The 18,120-nt window shown below is 71.0% G+C and carries 10 protein-coding genes; 3 read left to right on the top strand and 7 right to left on the bottom strand.

From position 1 onward, the window contains the following. Positions 1–56: 56 nt before the first annotated feature. The 4 genes from OG219_RS29440 to OG219_RS29425 form a co-directional block, all read right to left on the bottom strand. On the bottom strand, positions 57–1,688 hold the full coding sequence (locus tag OG219_RS29440; RefSeq protein ID WP_266831457.1) for a serine/threonine-protein kinase: 1,632 nt from the start codon (positions 1,686–1,688) through the stop codon (positions 57–59). A 113-nt stretch (positions 1,689–1,801) separates the two neighbouring features. Beyond that, positions 1,802–3,547 carry a serine/threonine-protein kinase gene (locus tag OG219_RS29435; RefSeq protein ID WP_266836270.1) on the bottom strand — a complete coding sequence of 582 codons (1,746 nt, stop codon included), beginning with the start codon at positions 3,545–3,547 and terminating at the stop codon, positions 1,802–1,804. A 277-nt stretch (positions 3,548–3,824) separates the two neighbouring features. After that, on the bottom strand, positions 3,825–7,070 hold the full coding sequence (locus tag OG219_RS29430; protein ID WP_266831455.1) for a protein kinase: 3,246 nt from the start codon (positions 7,068–7,070) through the stop codon (positions 3,825–3,827). 170 nt (positions 7,071–7,240) lie between these two features. Next, entirely contained in the window at positions 7,241–9,355 is a 2,115-nt protein-coding gene (locus OG219_RS29425; protein WP_266831453.1) for a serine/threonine-protein kinase, read from the bottom strand. A gap of 149 nt (positions 9,356–9,504) precedes the next feature. Between OG219_RS29425 and OG219_RS29420 the strand changes: the two genes are divergently transcribed. Continuing rightward, positions 9,505–10,647 (top strand): serine hydrolase, encoded by a 1,143-nt coding sequence (locus tag OG219_RS29420; protein ID WP_266831451.1) that lies wholly within the window; start codon positions 9,505–9,507, stop codon positions 10,645–10,647. Positions 10,648–10,816: 169 nt separating this feature from the next. Here the strand turns inward: OG219_RS29420 and OG219_RS29415 are convergent, their stop codons facing one another. Further along, positions 10,817–12,523: a glycerol-3-phosphate dehydrogenase/oxidase gene (locus tag OG219_RS29415; RefSeq protein ID WP_266831449.1), complete on the bottom strand. Its 1,707-nt coding sequence runs from the start codon at positions 12,521–12,523 to the stop codon at positions 10,817–10,819. 261 nt (positions 12,524–12,784) lie between these two features. On the opposite strand from OG219_RS29415, the gene OG219_RS29410 reads away from it, so the two are divergent. Further along, the gene (locus OG219_RS29410; protein WP_266831447.1) at positions 12,785–13,993 is read left to right on the top strand and encodes a nucleotide sugar dehydrogenase; all 1,209 of its coding nucleotides are present in this window, start codon (positions 12,785–12,787) and stop codon (positions 13,991–13,993) included. Positions 13,994–14,124: 131 nt separating this feature from the next. Beyond that, the gene (locus tag OG219_RS29405; RefSeq protein WP_266831445.1) at positions 14,125–14,730 is read left to right on the top strand and encodes a hypothetical protein; all 606 of its coding nucleotides are present in this window, start codon (positions 14,125–14,127) and stop codon (positions 14,728–14,730) included. Positions 14,731–14,847: 117 nt separating this feature from the next. Here the strand turns inward: OG219_RS29405 and OG219_RS29400 are convergent, their stop codons facing one another. Both OG219_RS29400 and guaB read right to left on the bottom strand, forming a co-directional pair. Beyond that, entirely contained in the window at positions 14,848–15,972 is a 1,125-nt protein-coding gene (locus tag OG219_RS29400; RefSeq protein ID WP_266831443.1) for a GuaB3 family IMP dehydrogenase-related protein, read from the bottom strand. A gap of 128 nt (positions 15,973–16,100) precedes the next feature. Next, positions 16,101–17,606, bottom strand: coding sequence for an IMP dehydrogenase (gene guaB, locus OG219_RS29395; protein ID WP_266831441.1), 1,506 nt, complete (start codon positions 17,604–17,606; stop codon positions 16,101–16,103). Positions 17,607–18,120: the final 514 nt, after the last annotated feature.

Below are 18,120 nucleotides of genomic sequence, written 5' to 3'. Positions count from 1 at the left end.
AGCCCCGTCGCTTTCCAGTCACAGACCCGTGACGCGAGCCACCCTTTATTTCCCCTTTATTCGGGTACGAAGGTGTCCACCGCCACGTCGAAGTACTCCTTCGCCTCCGTCGCCCTCCCGACCGGCGCCGACACCCACACGTCGTACATCCGCCCGCCCTCCTCCCAGCACAGGTCGTACGTGTGCCGCGCGCCCTCCGCCTCGGTGAAGCCGTTCCAGGTGAACTCCCAGAACGCGGCGGGCTGTCCGCCGTGCGTGGCCGAGGTGACGGCGGCGTCGCGGTAACCCGGGTTGGTGGAGGGCCCCTTGGCGTCCCCGCGCCGCATCACCTCGAGCGGACCGCCCGGTTCGGGATCGGCCACCTTGATGCCGAGGCGGAAGGTCTTCCCCTGCGACACGTAGAAGACCCGCTCCCCTTCCGGCTCCCGGGTGAAGTCGTCGGGCACGGCGAGCGAGAACCCGTTCGGATCCGACGCGGTGCGGTAACCGGAGGGCGCCTTGTGGCTTACGGGACTCGCGGGCGAATTCGAGACCGACGCGCTCGCCGACGTGCCCGGCGCCCCGGGCGTTCCCGGCGTCCCCGATGTCGCGGTCATCGATGTACTCGCGGTACTTGAGGGAGCCGGCGTCCCCCCACCCCCACCGTCGTTCATCAGCAACGCCGCCGCCGACACCCCCGCCCCGGCCATCGCGGCGACCAGCGCGGCAGCGACGAGGATGCCCCGCGTGGAGCGCTGCGCCACGGGAAGCGGAGCGGAGGACGACGAGGTCGTCGAGGAGGTCGGCGGCGCAGGTGCAGCCGGCCGCGCCGGTACGTCCCGTTGCGTGGGCGTGTACCCGGCCGCAAGCCTCGGCGTACGCCCCGTGTCCCGGAACGCGCGCAGCATCCGCTCCGCCTCCGCCGCGTCGAGCCGCCGCTCGGGATCGCGCTCCAGCAGCCCCCGTACGACGGGAAGCAGGGGCCCGGCCTGGGCCGGCGGCCGGATCTCGTCGATGACGACCGCGTGCAGGATGCCGCCCAACGAGTCGCGATGGAAGGGGGATTCGCCGCTCAGGACGGTGCACAGCAGCACGCCCAGCGACCACAGGTCGGACTCGGGGCCCGTCCTGACCCCGGACATCCGCTCGGGCGCGGTGTACTCCGGTGAACCGACGAACGCCCCGCTCTCGGTGAGTGTCGTCGCGCCCGCGACCTGGGCGATGCCGAAGTCGGTGAGGACGACCCGGCCTTCCTCGGCGATCAGCACGTTCGCGGGCTTGAGGTCCCGGTGCAGGACACCCGCGTCGTGCGCGCGGCGCAGCGCACCGAGGAGGCCGATGCCGATGCGGGCGGCCTCGCGCGCGTCGACCGGACCGCGCGCGGAGATCCGCTCGGCGAGCGAGCCGCCCTCGATCAACTCCATGACGATGTACGGGCGTTCGTCGTCCTCGACCACGTCGTGCACGACGATGATGTGCGGGTGCCGCAGCTGCGCGACGGCGCGGGCCTCACGCAGGGTCCGGTCGCGCTGCTGACGGGCCTCGTCCGCGGAGAGCGTGGTGTCGAGGGCGATTTCCTTGACCGCGACCTGGCGGCCGAGCAGTTGGTCGGTCGCGCGCCATACGACGCCCATGCCGCCCCGCCCGATCCTGGCCTCCAGCCGGTAACGGCCGGCGATCACCCGGGCGTTGTCCCCCTCGGTCCCCATGCGTCCCATCATGCCGCAATGGAGCCCGGCCCTCCGGGTCGGCGACCGGCGGTGGCTGTATCCGGCCGTGCCGTTGTCCGGCGCTTCCCTTGCCCGGCGATTGCCCGGCGTCGCTATTCGGCCGTGGGGCGCCAGCCCTTCAGAACCGTGTCGAACTGCTCGCGCGCGGTGCCCCAGTCCGCCGCCGGCGCCGACATGTAGATCACGTACTCGACGCCGTCCCGGCTGAGATACGTCTGCTCGATGGCGCGGCGCGGCCCGGGGAACGCCGTGTCCTTCGCCAGCGCGGTCCAGGTGAAGTCCCACAGCGCGCCGTCGCAGTCACGGAAGGTGTTGGACTCCATGCTCACCCGGTGGTAATCGGCCAGCTTCGTCAACTGCTGTTCCAGGTCCACCTGGTGCAAGTACGGGTTGTCGAAGTCCGGCGAGTCGTCCACGGCGATGCGTACGAAGTGCTCGCCGCCGTCCGGTGTGTAGTCGATCTGTGCGCCGTCGACCTGCCGCACCCAGCCCTTGGGCACGGCGAGGCTGAAGCCCTCGGGGTCGTCCACGCGCACCCAGCCGTCGGGCAGGGCACCGGCCGCCGGCTGTGTGCTCTCGCCGGCCTGCGGGCTGGTAGTGGCGCTCGGCTCCGGCGTACTCCCCGATTCCCCGTCACCACCGGGTTCCTCGCTGCTGGTGACCCCGCCCGCGCCCGTCCGCCAGTCGTCCGCGTACTTCATGGCCGCGGCACCGCCGCCACCGACGAGCGCGGCCGCTACGACGACGAGGGCGATGGTGCGACCCCGACGCCGTTTCCTGGGGGCGGCCGGGACGGGCGTGGGGTAGGACATGGCCTGGGGCTGGGTCCCACCCGGGACATGGGGTGCCAAGCCATGGGGTGCCAAACCATGGGATGCCGAGTGATCGGGTGCCGGGACATGTGTGGTCGACCCATGTGCGGGTGTGGTCGCCGCATGTGCGGGGGCGATGCCGCCACCGAGGGAGTGATCCACCCCGGTTTCCACATGCTGCGTCGGCACGAACGCCTGCGCCGCGCTCGGCCGCCGCCCCTCCGCCGCCTCGGCGAGCATCTGCTCGGCCTCCGCAGCACTCGGCCGTACGGCGGGATCCTTGCGCAGCAGCGCGGTGATCACGGGCCCGAGCGGACCGGCGTACTCGGACGGTTCGGGCTCCTCCTCGACAACGGCCTGCATGGTGCTCAGCGGCGAGGTGCGCCGGAACGGCGACCTGCCCTCGACCGCCGTGTACAGCGTCGCGCCCAGCGCCCACAGGTCGGAGGCCGGACCGGGATCGTGCCCGCGCACCCGCTCGGGGGCCAGATAGTCGACCGAGCCGACGATCTCGCCGGTGCGCGTGAGGGTCGTATCGCCCTCGACCTGCGCGATCCCGAAGTCGGTGAGCAGTACGCGCCGGTCGGCGGAGAGCAGTACGTTCCCGGGCTTCACATCACGGTGCAGCACACCGGCGGCGTGCGCGGCCCGCAGCCCGCGCAGCACCCACAGCCCGATCCGCGCCGCCTCGGCCGGTTCGACGCGCCCCCGCTCCTTGACCTCGTCGGCCAGCGAGTTGCCCTCGACCAGCTCCATCACGATCCACGGCCGGCTGTCGTACTCCAGGACGTCGTGGATGGTGACGACGGCCGAGTGGTTGATCCGGGCGGCCGCTCTCGCCTCGGCGTGCGTGCGGGCGAGCATCGGAGCCAGGTCGCTCTCGGCGACGTACAGCGCGGCGGTCAACTCCTTGATTGCGACCGGGCGGTGCAGCACTTCGTCGTGCGCGCGCCACACCCGGCCCATGCCGCCGCTGCCGATGGATTCGGCAAGCCGGTAGCGGCCCGCGAGGAGCAGGCCCTGCATCTGATTCACGTTTCCCCGCAATGGTCTTGACAGGGTCAGACTAAGGAGCGGCCCCCGCGCAGGGAACCGCCGGGGCCGTACGGAGACCGCACTGTGACGGTTCTCCCTTCCGCGCGCGAAAGGGAACCAAAGTGAGCCAAGGGGGAGCCGTGGGGTTACGAAGGCGTCGGCCCACGCCCTGAGGAGGCATCGGGCGGCGCCCTGAGAGCAGTGTCAGCCGACTCCCTGAGACCGTGTCAGCCAGCGCCCTGAGACGGTGTCACCTCGTGACCTGATGTCACCCCGTGACCCGATACGTCCCCGAAGCCTGCTCGTACAGCCGCGTGACCTCGTCCCGTTCGGCCTCCGGGCCGCGCACCTGCACCACGTGGTAGCGCCCCTCGATGATGATCGCGAGATTGCGCACGAAGAGCTCGTGCCCTTCGCCGTCGGTCCAGGTGAACTGTCCCTCGGCCATGGCGAGGCCGCCCACATCGATCCGCCGCATCCCGCTGGAAGTGGCCCAGGTCGAGTCGCGGAACGGTTGCAACTCGCTCTCTCGCTCCCGCTGGTACGTCATCGGATCGCTGCCGTACGTGCTCGTGCTGTCCCGCCCGGGTACGAGGATGAGCTCGAAGTCGCCGTTGGAGTAGACGACTTGGCCGCTCCCGTTCTTCGCCGCACGGTCCCAGCCGTTGGCCACGGCCACCTGGAAGCCCTCGGCGTCCTCACGGAGCGTGAAACCCTGGGCGACTTCGGGGTCGTTGGCCCCTGAACTCGTCGAACTGGACGAGGCCGAGGGGCTCTTGTCCCCTCCGGGAGAGGTCTGGTCGGGGCGCGGCTCGCTGCTCGCGCTCCCTCCCGCGCCGGTGTCGGGGGCGGGACTGACGTCCCCGGCGGAACCGGTCCGCTCGTCGTCCGTGCCGCTGTTCGACTCGGCCTTGGGCATGAACACCATGGCGTACGCGATCGCCGCGGCCAGTAGGAGCAGGACCAGCAGGACGAGGTTCCGCCCGAGCCGTCTGGGCTTGGCCTGCTTGTTCTGCTTGGCACGCTTGTGACGGGCGTGCGGGCTGGTCGCGGGGAGCCCGGCGCGGCGCCTGCGAACAAGCTCGCCCCGTCGCCGTACGATCGGCAGCCGGCTGGGGTTGACCGGGGGCGCGGCGACGACATGCGCCCCCGCCTCGGCCTCCGGCGCCGACCGCACCAAGGAGCGCAGCCAGCCACGCAGTTCCTCGAAGTCGAGCCGCTCGGTGGGGTCCTGGCGCAGCAGCGACTCCACGACGGGCCTGAGCGGCCCGCACTCCTCGGCGAACGCGGGCGGCTCCGCGCACACGAGCTGCACCAGCTCGGCGGTGTTCTCCTCCGGGTAGGGCGCATGCCCCTGTACGGCCCGGAAGAGCAGCGCCCCCAGCGCCCACAGGTCGGTCGCGGGCCCGATCGGCGCCGCCAACTGCCAGTTCTCATGCACCGGCCCGGCCTGCTCGGGCGCCCACCGCTCGGTCACCGGCCCGACCACGGCCATCCGCGCCTGCCGGGCCCGCTCCGCGGCGAGCGCGGTGGCGGGTCCCCGGCGCGGGGGCCCACTGGCGACGATCTGGTCCCAACGGGCGGTCTGGCCTTGGGGGGTGGAGGTGGGCGTGCCGGGGCCCGGGGTGGGTGCGGGTACGGCCGCGGGTGCGGGTGCGGGGGCGAGGGGCTGGCCGGGTACGAGGGCGGGAGCGCTGTTGCCCGGGAGCGCTCCGGTGGGGGCGCCGCTCATCGGGAGGGGGCTGGTGGAGGTGCCGCTCCCGGAGTACATGCCGGGTGAGGTGTCACTCCCCGGCGCCGCCATCCCGCCGTTCGCGGCTCCAGGGAGCGCGGGGCGGCCTTCACCGCCGCCACCGGTTCCGGTTCCCGTGCCGGTTCCGCCGCCGCTACCGCTACGGGGCTGGGCGCCATGCCAGGAGCTGGAGTGCCCGACTCCGTACGGGTCGGCTATCTGCCCGGGGGGCGCGGTGTTGGGGTGATGTTCCGTGCCATGGGCGGGGACCTGGTAGGAACCCTGAGCCTGGGTCTGGCTGTGGCCGGGTGCTTGGGCAGGGGCTTGTCCATGACCAAGACCTTGAGCCTGGGCCTGACTGTGGCCGGGCGCTTGGGCCGGAGCTTGTCCATGACCAAGACCCTGGGCCGGGACTTGCCCGCGGCCCAGACCCTGAGCCTGAGCCTGACCGCCGTGCCCAGGAACCTGCGGGAACCCGCCGCCCCCACTCCCCCCGGATGCCTGCGGGAACCCGCTGTACCCGGCGACCTCGTGCCCGGACGCCTGCGCCACGCCCTGGCCCTGCGCCTGGCCCTGAGCCTGAACCGGCGACTGTGCCTGAACCGGAAACTGTGCCTGGGCCTGAGCCGCCGACGCATCGCCCTGCGGCGAAGGCCGGGGCGCGGGCAGCGCCGCCCGACCGCCCCCTTGCTCTTCGTGCACACGGGCCGCGGCACGCGCTCCGGCACGGTACGCGGCAATCGCCCCGGCGCGCGCCGCACGCATGTCGCTCCCAGCGCCACCACCAGGACCCACGGCGCCACCCGCGCCCCCGGCACCTCCAGCGCCGCCGGTTCCTCCGGCCCCCGGTGCTTCAAGCGCGCGCGGCCCTACGCCCGCAGCCGCCTCCGCAGGCCCCCCACGCTTGGCCCGAGCCTCGATCGCGGCTCGCCGCGCGGCTTCAGGATCGCCTCCGGCCGCACCACCGACCGCCCCGCCACCCGACGGACCCGACGGACCCGACGGACCCGACGACCCAGGCGGTCCAGACGGCCCCGACGGCCCACCAGGACCGAACCCATGCGAAGCACCACCACCGGCCCCACCTGCACGCCCAGCCCCCGCACCCCCGGGCCCACCCGGCCCACCGGCTCCCGCACCCCCACCACCGACGTCACCCTCGAAGTCCCGCACCGGCACAGGGTCGTACCCGCACAGCGCCTCCTCCGCGGCCCCGGCCGCCAGGCCGGTCAGCATCACGCGGCCGTCGTCGCAGACGAGCACCGTGCGCACGGTGATGTTCCGGTGCACCCACCCGTGCGCGTGCAGCACCCGCAGTGCGGCGAGGACGTCGGAGGCGATCTCGGCTGCCCGATAGGGGCTGAGCGGCCTCTCGGCGAGCAACACGTCCAGCCGCCTCGCCGCCACCAACTCGCTGACGATCCACAGCGACCCGCCCTCGGCGAACACGTCGAAGACCTGGTCGAGCCGGGGATGATCGGGTATCTGCGCGGCAGCCTGCGCGGCCTCGATCGCCCGCCGAACGGCCGGTTCGGTGGGCCGGCGCGTGGTCCGCGCGGACGCCCGGCGCACCCCGCCGTCCCGCGCCACGAACCCCTCGGGCAACCCGTCCGCGTCGAGCACCTCCGCCTCGACGACCTCAGGCAACGGCACCTGCCGGACCAGGACTTCCTGCCCGCTGTAGGTGTCGTACGCCCGGGTCTCGGCGAGTTCGTACTCGTCGGAAGGCGGCAGCGGCAAGCGGTAACGGTCGGCGAGAATCCGTCCCGCGTACTCGTCCACGATGCCTCCCCCGGCCGCCCGGTTGGTCAATTCCGTTCGCCTTGCGTCCCGTTGTGGTTCCGTACGGTCCGCAACTACTCACGATACGTGCCGGAGGCAACCCGCAAAGTAGGGATGCGATATCTCAGGGTGCCCAAGCATGGCGGAACGTCACATCGGCGAGCGGTACGTCACGACTTCGGCTGGAACGTCTCGGTGAACGTCTTCCACGTGTCCTTACGCAGATCGGTGTCCCAGTCGGCTGCCTTCGCCGTGTACATCAACGCGTACCCCTGGCTCGAGTTGACGACGAACCCGCGGTCGATCGACCGGTACTTCGTGCCACCGTCCTCGTAGGTGAACTCCCAGTCAGCCGTGTTCCAGCTGCGGTAGTCCACCTTCTCTATTCGCACGCGCTTGTAGTTCGACCGCGTCATGTACTGCTCTTGGTTCTCCCAGTCCGCCACCGGGTCGTCCTTGGGCGTGGTCGTCCAGCCGATCAGGAGCTTCTGCCCGTTGGGACCGGTGAGCCGGGCGCCCGCGTCGTCAGTGGACACGTACTTCCAGCCCTCCGGCAGCACGATCGAGAACCCTTGACTGCTTGTGTACGGCGTTCCGCCCGCGGAGCCCGAGGTCGACCCCTCGTCACTGTCCGACCCGCTCGACGTACCGGCACTGGCGCCGGTGCTCGGCGTACTGCCCGAACCCGTGGCCGAGTCGTCCGCCCCGTCACCGCTGTCCGTGTGGGCGCCGCTGCTCTCCTCGCTGCCACTTCCGGCGGTCGCCCCACTGGAAGCGGCCTTGGTGTCACCGCTCTTGGAGTCGTTCGAGTTGTCGTCGCCCCCGTTGAGGGTCAGGGCCAGCACGGTGCCGAGCACCGCCAGCGCCACGACCACCGCGATGATGATCAACGTCCGCCGCGGCACCACATCCGTCAACGGCGCCCGAGGCACCGGCCGCGGAGGCCGCTCCGGAGCCACCGGCCACCCGGAAGCCTTGCCGGCGGAAGCGGAAGCAGCAGGTGTATCGGCCGAGACGGAGGCGGAGACCGCAGTAGCGGCAACACCACCGTCGTCCTTCTCCGACGCAGGTGCAGAAACAGGCGGGGACACAGGTGGAGACACAGGTGCGGACACATGCGTGGCCGCTTCCGTACCCAAACCCGTACCCGAACCCGAACCCGACTCGGCAGTTGCCCCCGCACCCCCGGACTTCGCCCGCGCCGTCGCCGCCGCACCGGCCGCCGCCGTGGCCGCCCCGGCCGCCGAGGCAGCCTTCCGCACGGAACGCATCGCCCCGCGCAGCCGCTCCCCGGCCTCCTCACCACGCTTGGCCCCGGAACCGCCCGAGCCACCGGACCCCGAACCACCCTTGCCAGGCCCCTCGTCGGGCACCGGCGGCAACGCCACGACCTTCGTCGCGTCCGCCGGCTCCGGCACGGCCGGCCTGGGCTCGGGCGCGCGTAGCACCTCGATGAGCATCGCGCTCGCGCCCTCGACGTCGAGCCGCTGCTCGGGGTCCTTGGCGAGCAGCCCGTAGATCACGTTCTCCAGCGGACCCGCGTTCTTCGGCTGCTCCACCGGCTCGATCATCACCGCGGTGAGCGTCGCGATCGCGGAACCCTTGTCGTACGGCGGCACGCCCTCGACCGCCGCGTACAACAGACCGCCCAGCGACCACAGGTCGGCGGCGGGCCCGGGCTTGTGACCGCGCGCCCGCTCCGGCGAGATGTACGAGGGCGCGCCGACGAGCATGCCCGTCGAGGTGATGGACGGGTCGCCCTCGACCTGCGCGATCCCGAAGTCGGTCAGCACGACCCGGCCGTCCTCGGAGATCAGCACGTTCGACGGCTTCACGTCCCGGTGCAGGATGCCCTCCCGGTGCGCCGAACGCAGCACATCGAGAATCGCCAGCCCGACCTCGGCGGCCCGCACCGGCGTGAGCAGGCCGTCCTCGCGGATGACCTCGGCGAGCGACTTGCCCTCGACGAGCTCCATCACGATCCACGGCCGGTTGTCCTCGTCGACCACGTCGAAGACCGTCACCGCGCCGTTGTTACGGATCCGCGCGATCGCCTTGGCCTCACGCAGCGTGCGCGTGATCAGCCGCCGCTTCTCGTCCTCGTCGATGCTCGACGGGAACCGCAGCTCCTTGACGGCCACCGTGCGGCCCAGGGTCTCGTCCTTGGCCCGCCACACCGTGCCCATGCCGCCGCGGCCGAGAACATCCCCCAGCCGGTAGCGCCCGGCGAGGAGACGTTCGCTCTTGTCCTGACGGGATGCTCCCGCCCGCTCCGCCTCCGACATGCGTCCCCTCAAGCAACCCGCCCTGACAGAGCCTCCATTGTCCCTCACCGGACAAGTGAACGATGCCGTGGGGCCCCTCAAGAAGGGACCGCCCGACACCTGGCCCCGCGCCGTCCCGCATGATGGCCCTCAACAAGGAAGGACCACCGATGCCGCCGCGCCGGACACCTCGGACACTCCGGGCCATACCCGCGACCCTGGCGCTCCTCGGTCTGGCCCCGACCTGTTTGCTCGCCTCGACCCCGACCGGCGCACAAACCCCCAGGTCCGAGCCCTCGTCCGACTCCCGAGCCCTCACGTCCCCAGCACCAGCCGGATCGCGGTCCTCCGCCTCCCCGGCCACGGACGCCGCCCTCGCCCTCCTCGTCACCCGTGGCGAAGCCCCGGCCGCGGCCCTGCTCGCCCAGGACGATTCCGGCTCACAATTCGCCGACGCCGGTGACGGAATCGACCGCTCCGACCACTTCCGCGCGGGCAGCATCACCAAGACGTTCATCGCGACCGTCGTCCTGCAACTGGCCGCCGAACACCGGCTGTCCCTGTCGGACTCCGTGGACGCCCACCTCCCCGGCCTGGTCAGCGGAGCAGGCAACGACGGCAGCCACCTGACCCTGCGCGCCCTGCTCACCCACACCAGCGGCCTGTACGACTTCACCGCCGACACCTTGGGCACCGTCCCCGTCACCCCACTTCAGGCCGTACGCATCGCGCTCACCCACCCCCCGGCCGACCCCGGCCGCTACTCCTACTCCAACACCAACTACGTCGTGCTCGGCATGGTCATCGAACAGGTCACCGGCCACTCGTACGCCACCGAGGCCCAGCGCCGCATCATCACCCCTCTCCGTCTGACCGGCACCTCCTTCCCAGGTGCCCGCACCTCTCTCCCCTCACCGCACGGCCGCGCGTACGCCGCCGACGGTTCCGACGTCACCGAGCTCGACCCGCGCGTGGCCGGCGCGGCGGGCGAGCTGGTCACCACGCTCGCCGACCTGGACCGCTTCTACGGGGCCCTCCTCGCCGGCGAGCTGCTCCCGCCCGGCCAACTGCGGGAGATGCTCAACACCCGCGCCGCACACGGCTCGTACGGCATGGGCCTCTACCCGGTGAAGCTGCCGTGCGGCACCACGGTGTGGGGGCACAACGGCCGCATATCCGGCAGCTACGTGCGCAGCGCAGCCACCGTCGACGGTCGTCGTGTCCTCACCTTCCGGGTGAACACGGACGGGATCGCAGACCCTGACCTCGAACCGGCCCTGCTCGCCGCCGAGTTCTGCCCCCGCACCGAGTAGAACGGACACGTTCCGAGCAAAGATCCCAGCTCACGACACTCGTTCGAGTGACATCAGCGGGAGCCGTCAGCCACGGGAGTCATCCGCGGCGGGAACCGTCAGCAACGGAAGTCGTCCGCAGCAGGAACCGTCAGCGGCCGAAGCCCAGGCGGCGGGCCCGTCGGGTCGGTCAGAGCGGCACGATGTCCGGCGCCCCCAGCCGCGCCGCGTCCGCCGTCAGGTCGTCCGGCTGCCGCTGCGACTCCCGCTCGGCCTCGACCCGCTTCTCGTAGTGCTCCACTTCCCGTTCGATCTGGTCCTTGTCCCAGCCGAGCACCGGGGCCATCAGCTCCGCCGCCTCCCGCGCGCTGCGCGTTCCCCGGTCGAAGGTCTCGATAGAGATGCGGGTGCGCCGGGTCAGCACGTCGTCCAGGTGCCGGGCACCCTCGTGCGAGGCGGCGTAGACGATCTCGGCCCGCAGATAGTCCTCGGCGGCCGGCAGGGGCTCACCGAGTGAGGGATTGCCGGCGATGAGGTCGAGCACTTCCTCGGCGAGCACTCCGTACCGGTTCAACAGGTGCTCGACGCGCACCACATGGAGCCCGGTGCGCGCCGAGATCCGTGCTCGCGCGTTCCACAGCGCCCGGTACCCTTCGGCGCCGAGCAGCGGAATGTCCTCCGTGACGCACTCGGCGACCCGCTGGTCGAGACCGTGCACCGCCTCGTCCACCGCGTCCTTGGCCATCACCCGGTACGTCGTGTACTTGCCGCCCGCCACGACCACCAGCCCCGGCACCGGATGCGCCACGGTGTGCTCGCGGGACAGCTTGCTGGTGGCGTCCGACTCACCGGCGAGCAGCGGCCGCAGTCCCGCGTACACACCCTGTACGTCGTCGCGGGTGAGCGGCACCGAGAGTACGGAGTTCACGTGCTCCAGCAGATAGTCGATGTCCGCGCTGGACGCCGCCGGATGGGCCTTGTCGAGGTCCCAGTCGGTGTCGGTGGTGCCGATGATCCAGTGCCGCCCCCACGGGATCACGAAGAGCACGGACTTCTCGGTGCGCAGGATCAGCCCCGACGTCGAGTTGATCCGGTCCTTCGGTACGACCAGATGGATGCCCTTGGACGCGCGCACATGGAACTGCCCCCGCTCCCCCACCATCGCCTGGGTGTCGTCGGTCCACACCCCCGTGGCGTTCACCACCTGCTTGGCGCGGACCTCGTACTCCCCGCCCCCTTCGACATCCTGCACCTTGGCACCGACAACGCGTTCGCCCTCGCGCAGGAAGCCGGTCACCCGCGCGCGGTTGGCCACCTTCGCGCCGTACGCCGCCGCCGTGCGCACCAGGGTGGCCACATAGCGGGCGTCGTCCATCTGCGCGTCGTAGTACTGCAGGGCGCCGACCAGGGCGTCCTTCTTCAAGGCAGGGGCGACGCGCAGGGCGCGGGTGCGGGACAGATGGCGGTGTGTGGGCAGTCCGCGTCCATGACCGCTGGAAATCGACATGGCGTCGTAGAGCGCGACGCCCGAGCCCGCGTACAGCCGCTCCCAGCCCTTGTGCTGAAGCGGATAGAGGAACGGCACGGGCTTCACGAGGTGCGGCGCGAGCCGTTCGAGGAGGAGCCCGCGTTCCTTCAAGGCCTCGCGCACCAGTGCGAAGTCGAGCATCTCCAGATAGCGCAGGCCGCCGTGGATCAGCTTGCTGGACCTGCTCGACGTGCCCGACGCCCAGTCACGCGCTTCGACCAGACCTGTGGACAGACCGCGCGTCACGGCGTCCAGGGCGGTGCCCGCACCGACCACGCCCGCGCCCACGACCAGCACATCCAGCTCACGCTCGGCCATTGCTGCCAGTGACTCGGCGCGCTCCGCCGGCCCCAGTGTCGCTGTCCTCACCGCTGCCTCCCGCTCTTGGTCGCGCCGACCTCACCTGTCAGGCGGGCCCGTGCTCACATCCCCCATGCCCAAAGTCTGACCTTCTTGCCCTCCTTCGGCCACCACTCACCAGCAGCCTGTGGACAACACTCGGAGAATCTTGAACGCGCAATGCCGCAAATCGGTCATATTTACTCCTAGTCTGACATTGCGCTCGCCCGTCTTGTCCACAGGGCTTGCGCACCTGTTCCGCTTCGGCTACTGGGAAGGACGGCCCACTCCATGCCCGCAGACCTCGCCGTCATCGGACTCGGTCATCTCGGCCTGCCCCTCGCCCAGGCCGCCGTCGCGGCCGGCATCCCCACACTCGGCTACAAGACCGGTCCGGAAGGCGGCTCCCTCAGCCCCGCCGAACTGCGCCGAATGCTCTCGGGGGGCTTCCGGCCCGCCACCGACCCGGCGGAACTCGGCCGCGTCCGCACCGCCGTCATCTGCGCCCCGACCTCACGCGGCGCGGACGGCGCACTGGACCTGAGCCAGCTGGAGGCCGCCGCCCGCACCCTGGCCGCCCAACTGCGCCCGCACACCACGGTGATCCTCGAATCGCCCGTACGCCCCGGCACCACCGAGGAGTTCCTCCGCCCGCTCCTCGAAGAGGGCTCCGGGCTGCGCGCGGGACGCGACTTCCACCTCGCCTACTCGCCCAGCCGGGTCGACCCCGGCAACCGCGACTTCGGCCCCGCCAACACCCCGAAGGTCATCGGAGGCCTGACGCCGGCCTGCACCGAATCGGCCGCCGCCTTCTACGGGCGCCTCACCGACAAGGTCGTACGCGCGCGTGGAACACGCGAGGCGGAAACCGTGCAGCTCCTGGAGACCAACTTCCGGCACGTCAACATCGCCCTGGTCAACGAGATGGCCGTGCTCTGCCACGACCTGGGCGTCGACCTGTGGGACGTCATCCGCTGCGCCGAGACCAAGCCGTTCGGCTTCCAGGCGTTCCGGCCGGGCCCCGGAGTCGGCGGCCACGGAATCGCCCAGGACCTCACAGGCCACTCCGGACGCACCCTCCGGATGGTCGAACTGGCCCAGCAGGTCAACAACCACATGCCCCAGTACGTCATCCAGCGCGCCGCCACGCTCCTCAACGAGCACGGCAAATCGGCCCGCGCCGCGCGCGTGCTCCTCCTGGGCGTCACCTACAAGGCGGACCTCGCCGACCAACAGGGCACCCCCGCCCACGAGATCGCCCTGCGACTGATGGAACTCGGCGCGTCCGTCAGCTACCACGACCCGCTCGTCCCGGCATGGCGCGTCCTCGGCCGCCCCGTCCCGCGCGCGGACTCCCTCTACGAGGCCGCGGCCGACGCCGACCTCACGATCCTGCTCCAGCAGCACCGCACGTACGACCTCCAAGGACTGTCCGTGAAGGCCCAACTCCTCCTGGACACAAGGGGAGCAACCCCCACCGGAGCGGCCCACCGGCTCTGACCCCGGAAATCCCTCTCCCGTATGTCAGTGGTGACTGCTAGTGTCCGGGGCCGTTGTCGCACTCGAGTGCGCCCGCGCCCCACGCACATCAGTGCGTCCACCATCCACACCAAATTCGGGGGATATCCACCATGAGCCAGCCCACGCCGCCCTCCCAGCCCACCGAGGGCAACCCGTACGCCGCCCAGCAGCCCGTCGCCGGCAACCCCTACGCCGGTCAGCAGCAGCCCGCGGGCGGCGGCAACCCGTTCGCGGGTCAGCAGCAGCCCACCGGTGGCAACCCGTTCGCGGGCGGCCAGCAGCCCGGCTTCGCCCCTGCGCCGCCCGCCCCGCGCCAGGGCAATTTCGCCCTCGGAATCGTGGCCGCCGTTGTGGCGGCCCTGGTGACCGCCGGCATCTACGGCGCCATCATCGGCGGCACGGGGTACGAGATCGGCTACGCCGCGGTCGGCGTCGGCTTCCTCATAGGCCTCGCCGCGGGCAAGGTCGGCGGCAGCAACCCGGTACTGCCGGTCCTGAGCGCCGTCCTCTCCCTGGGCGCCGTCTACGTGGGCCAGCTCATCGGTGTCGCGATGATCGGTGCCGACGAGTCCGGTATCTCCGCGACCACGCTCCTCACCGACCACTTCGACCTGGTGACCGCGGCCTGGAAGGAATCGGCCGACTTCATGACGTACCTGTTCTTCGGGATCGGCGCCTTCGCCGCCTTCTCGGGCGCCAAGAAGGCCGCCCTGTAACCCGGTTCGCGCAGCGGTTCACGCACCGGTTCACGTACGGCGAAGGGGCCCGCGTCACCACCAGGTGACCGGGCCCCTTCGCGTCGTACGAGTTGTCGTACGAGCCGTTAGTACTGCCTACCGCTTGTGCTGCGAGTCCGCGACCGTCACCTCGACGCGCTGGAACTCCTTCAGCTCGCTGTAGCCGGTGGTGGCCATCGCCCGACGCAGGGCGCCGAAGAAGTTCATGGAGCCGTCCGGGATGTGCGAGGGGCCCGCGAGGATCTCCTCGATGGTGCCCACCGTGCCGAGGTCGACTTTCTTGCCGCGCGGCAGCTCCTCGTTGACGGCCTCCATGCCCCAGTGGTGGCCCTTGCCGGGCGCGTCGGTGGCGCGGGCCAGCGGGGAACCCATCATCACGGAGTCGGCACCGCAGGCGATGGCCTTGGGGAGGTCGCCGGACCAGCCGACACCGCCGTCGGCGATGACGTGCACGTACCGGCCGCCGGACTCGTCCATGTAGTCACGGCGCGCGGCCGCGACATCGGCGACCGCGGTCGCCATCGGAACCTGGATGCCCAGCACGTTGCGCGTGGTGTGCGCGGCGCCGCCGCCGAAGCCGACGAGGACACCGGCCGCGCCCGTGCGCATCAGGTGCAGGGCCGCGGTGTACGTGGCGCAGCCGCCGACGATCACCGGGACGTCCAGCTCGTAGATGAACTGCTTCAGGTTCAGCGGCTCGGCGGCACCGGAGACGTGCTCCGCCGACACCGTCGTACCGCGGATGACGAAGATGTCCACACCCGCGTCCACGACGGCCTTGGAGAACTGCGCCGTGCGCTGCGGGGACAGGGCGGCGGCGGTGACGACGCCCGAGTCGCGCACCTCCTTGATGCGCTGCCCGATCAGCTCCTCCCTGATGGGAGCCGCGTAGATCTCCTGGAGGCGGCGGGTCGCGGTGTCCGCGTCCAGCTCCGCGATCTCGTCGAGCAGCGGCTGCGGGTCCTCGTACCGCGTCCACAGGCCCTCGAGGTTGAGCACGCCCAGGCCGCCCAGCTCACCGATGCGGATCGCGGTGGCCGGGGAGACGACCGAGTCCATCGGGGCGGCCAGGAAGGGCAGCTCGAAGCGGTAGGCATCGATCTGCCAGGCGATCGAGACCTCCTTCGGGTCCCGGGTACGGCGGCTCGGGACGACGGCGATGTCGTCGAAGGCGTACGCCCGGCGGCCGCGCTTGCCGCGCCCGATCTCGATCTCAGTCACGTGTGTGGCCTTTCCCTCTTCGCTTCTGCGTCTCCCAGTATCGCCGACGCCCACGACAAGGGCGGCCCCGGGAACCTCCGGGACCGCCCTCAAGCCGTACGACCACTGGTTACGGCGACTGCTGACGACTACTGGTTACGGCTGTAGTTCGGTGCCTCGACCGTCATCTGGATGTCGTGCGGGTGGCTCTCCTTGAGGCCCGCCGAGGTGATGCGGACGAAGCGGCCCTTGGTCTCCATCTCGTCGATGGAGGCGGCGCCGACATAGCCCATGGTCTGGCGCAGGCCGCCGACGAGCTGGTGCAGCACGTTGGCCAGGGGGCCGCGGTAGGGCACCTGGCCCTCGATGCCCTCGGGGACGAGCTTGTCGTCGGAGGCCACCTCGGCCTGGAAGTAGCGGTCCTTCGAGTACGACCTGCCCTGGCCGCGCGACTGCATGGCACCGAGGGAACCCATGCCGCGGTACGACTTGAACTGCTTGCCGTTGATGAACTGCAGCTCGCCGGGCGACTCCTCGCAGCCCGCGAGGAGGCTGCCGAGCATCACCGTGTCGGCGCCGGCCGCGAGGGCCTTGCCGATGTCGCCGGAGTACTGGAGGCCACCGTCGCCGATCACCGGGACACCGGCGGCACGCGCCGCGAGGGCGGCTTCGTAGATGGCGGTGACCTGGGGGACGCCGATGCCGGCGACCACTCGGGTGGTACAGATCGAGCCGGGGCCCACGCCCACCTTGACGCCGTCGACACCGGCGTCGATCAGGGCCTGGGCGCCGTCACGGGTGGCCACGTTGCCGCCGATCACGTCGACGCCGACGCTCGACTTGATCTTCGCCATCCAGTTGAGGGCGTTGCTGTTGTGTCCGTGCGAGGTGTCGACGATCAGGAAGTCCACACCGGCCTCGGCCAGCGCCTGCGCCCGCTCCAGCGCCTCGGGGCTGGCTCCGACGGCGGCACCCACCAGGAGGCGGCCCTCGATGTCCTTCGCGGCGTTCGGGTACTTCTCGGCCTTCACGAAGTCCTTGACCGTGATGAGGCCCTTGAGAACGCCCGCGTCGTCGACCAGCGGAAGCTTCTCGATCTTGTGGCGGCGCAGCAGTTGCATCGCGTCGTTGCCCGAGATGCCGACCTTGCCGGTGACCAGGGGCATCGGGGTCATGACCTCACGCACCTGGCGCGAGCGGTCGGTCTCGAAGGCCATGTCGCGGTTGGTGACGATGCCGAGCAGCTTGCCGTTGCCGTCGGTGACGGGGACACCGCTGATGCGGAACTTGGCGCACAGCGCGTCGGCCTCGCCCAGCGTGGCGTCCGGGTGCACGGTGATCGGGTCGGTGACCATGCCGGACTCGGAGCGCTTCACGAGGTCGACCTGGTTGACCTGGTCCTCGATGGAGAGGTTCCGGTGCAGCACGCCGACGCCGCCCTGCCGGGCCATGGCGATCGCCATGCGCGACTCGGTCACCTTGTCCATCGCGGCCGAGAGCAGCGGGATGTTCACACGTACGTTGCGGGAGATGCGGGACGAGGTGTCGACCGCGTTGGGCAGCACTTCCGAAGCGCCCGGCAGCAACAGCACGTCGTCGTAGGTCAGCCCGAGTGTCGCGAATTTAGCGGGCACTCCGTCGACGTTGGCAGTCATGACACCTTCCCCAAATGGCCTTGATCGGTGCGGATGTCCATGCTAACGGGAAGCAAGGGTCTCTCATTCCATGGCCTGGGTTGGGCTGGGGCTTCGTACTTTCGTACGGGGCTGATGGCGTCGCCGTTCATCCGCGACGCCGGAAACCCTGTTCCCGGGCCTGGCCCGGCCTCTGTGGGCCCGGCCTGCTCGACGTGGGCCGGTTTCTTATCGGCGCAGGCCGGTTTTTTCAGCGCGGGCGGGTTTTCGCCGCCCGGCTCCCCGCTGCCGCGACGGAGAACGACTGCCGTCCCGGCTGAGCAGTTCTGGGCACCGCCGGACACCACCGTCCGGCTGCCCGCCGTCGAGGCGGAGAAAGAATCGCCGTCCCGACCGGGCCATGCTCGGCACCGGCGGCCAACGCCGGCCACCGCCGGACACGGCCGCCCAGCTCCCCGCCGTCGCGGCGGAGGAAAACCCAGAAGACCCACCGCCCCGGCCGAGCCGCGCCCGGCACCGGCGGACCGCCAGGCAT

Origin of the sequence: Streptomyces sp. NBC_00038 (genome assembly GCF_026343635.1) — a bacterium.
Classification (GTDB): domain Bacteria; phylum Actinomycetota; class Actinomycetes; order Streptomycetales; family Streptomycetaceae; genus Streptomyces.
The sequence above is the reverse complement of the archived record's forward strand: the minus strand, read 5'-3'. Positions and strand labels throughout refer to the sequence as shown.

Bases quoted from the DNA above. Each gene is read 5' to 3' on its own strand.
- OG219_RS29440 (WP_266831457.1), bottom strand. From the start codon at position 1,688: ATGGGGACCGAGGGGGACAACGCCCGGGTGATCGCCGGCCGTTACCGG.
- OG219_RS29405 (WP_266831445.1), top strand. From the start codon at position 14,125: ATGAGCCAGCCCACGCCGCCCTCCCAGCCCACCGAGGGCAACCCGTAC.
- OG219_RS29420 (WP_266831451.1), top strand. From the start codon at position 9,505: ATGCCGCCGCGCCGGACACCTCGGACACTCCGGGCCATACCCGCGACC.
- OG219_RS29425 (WP_266831453.1), bottom strand. From the start codon at position 9,355: ATGTCGGAGGCGGAGCGGGCGGGAGCATCCCGTCAGGACAAGAGCGAA.
- OG219_RS29435 (WP_266836270.1), bottom strand. From the start codon at position 3,547: ATGCAGGGCCTGCTCCTCGCGGGCCGCTACCGGCTTGCCGAATCCATC.
- OG219_RS29410 (WP_266831447.1), top strand. From the start codon at position 12,785: ATGCCCGCAGACCTCGCCGTCATCGGACTCGGTCATCTCGGCCTGCCC.
- guaB (WP_266831441.1), bottom strand. From the start codon at position 17,606: ATGACTGCCAACGTCGACGGAGTGCCCGCTAAATTCGCGACACTCGGG.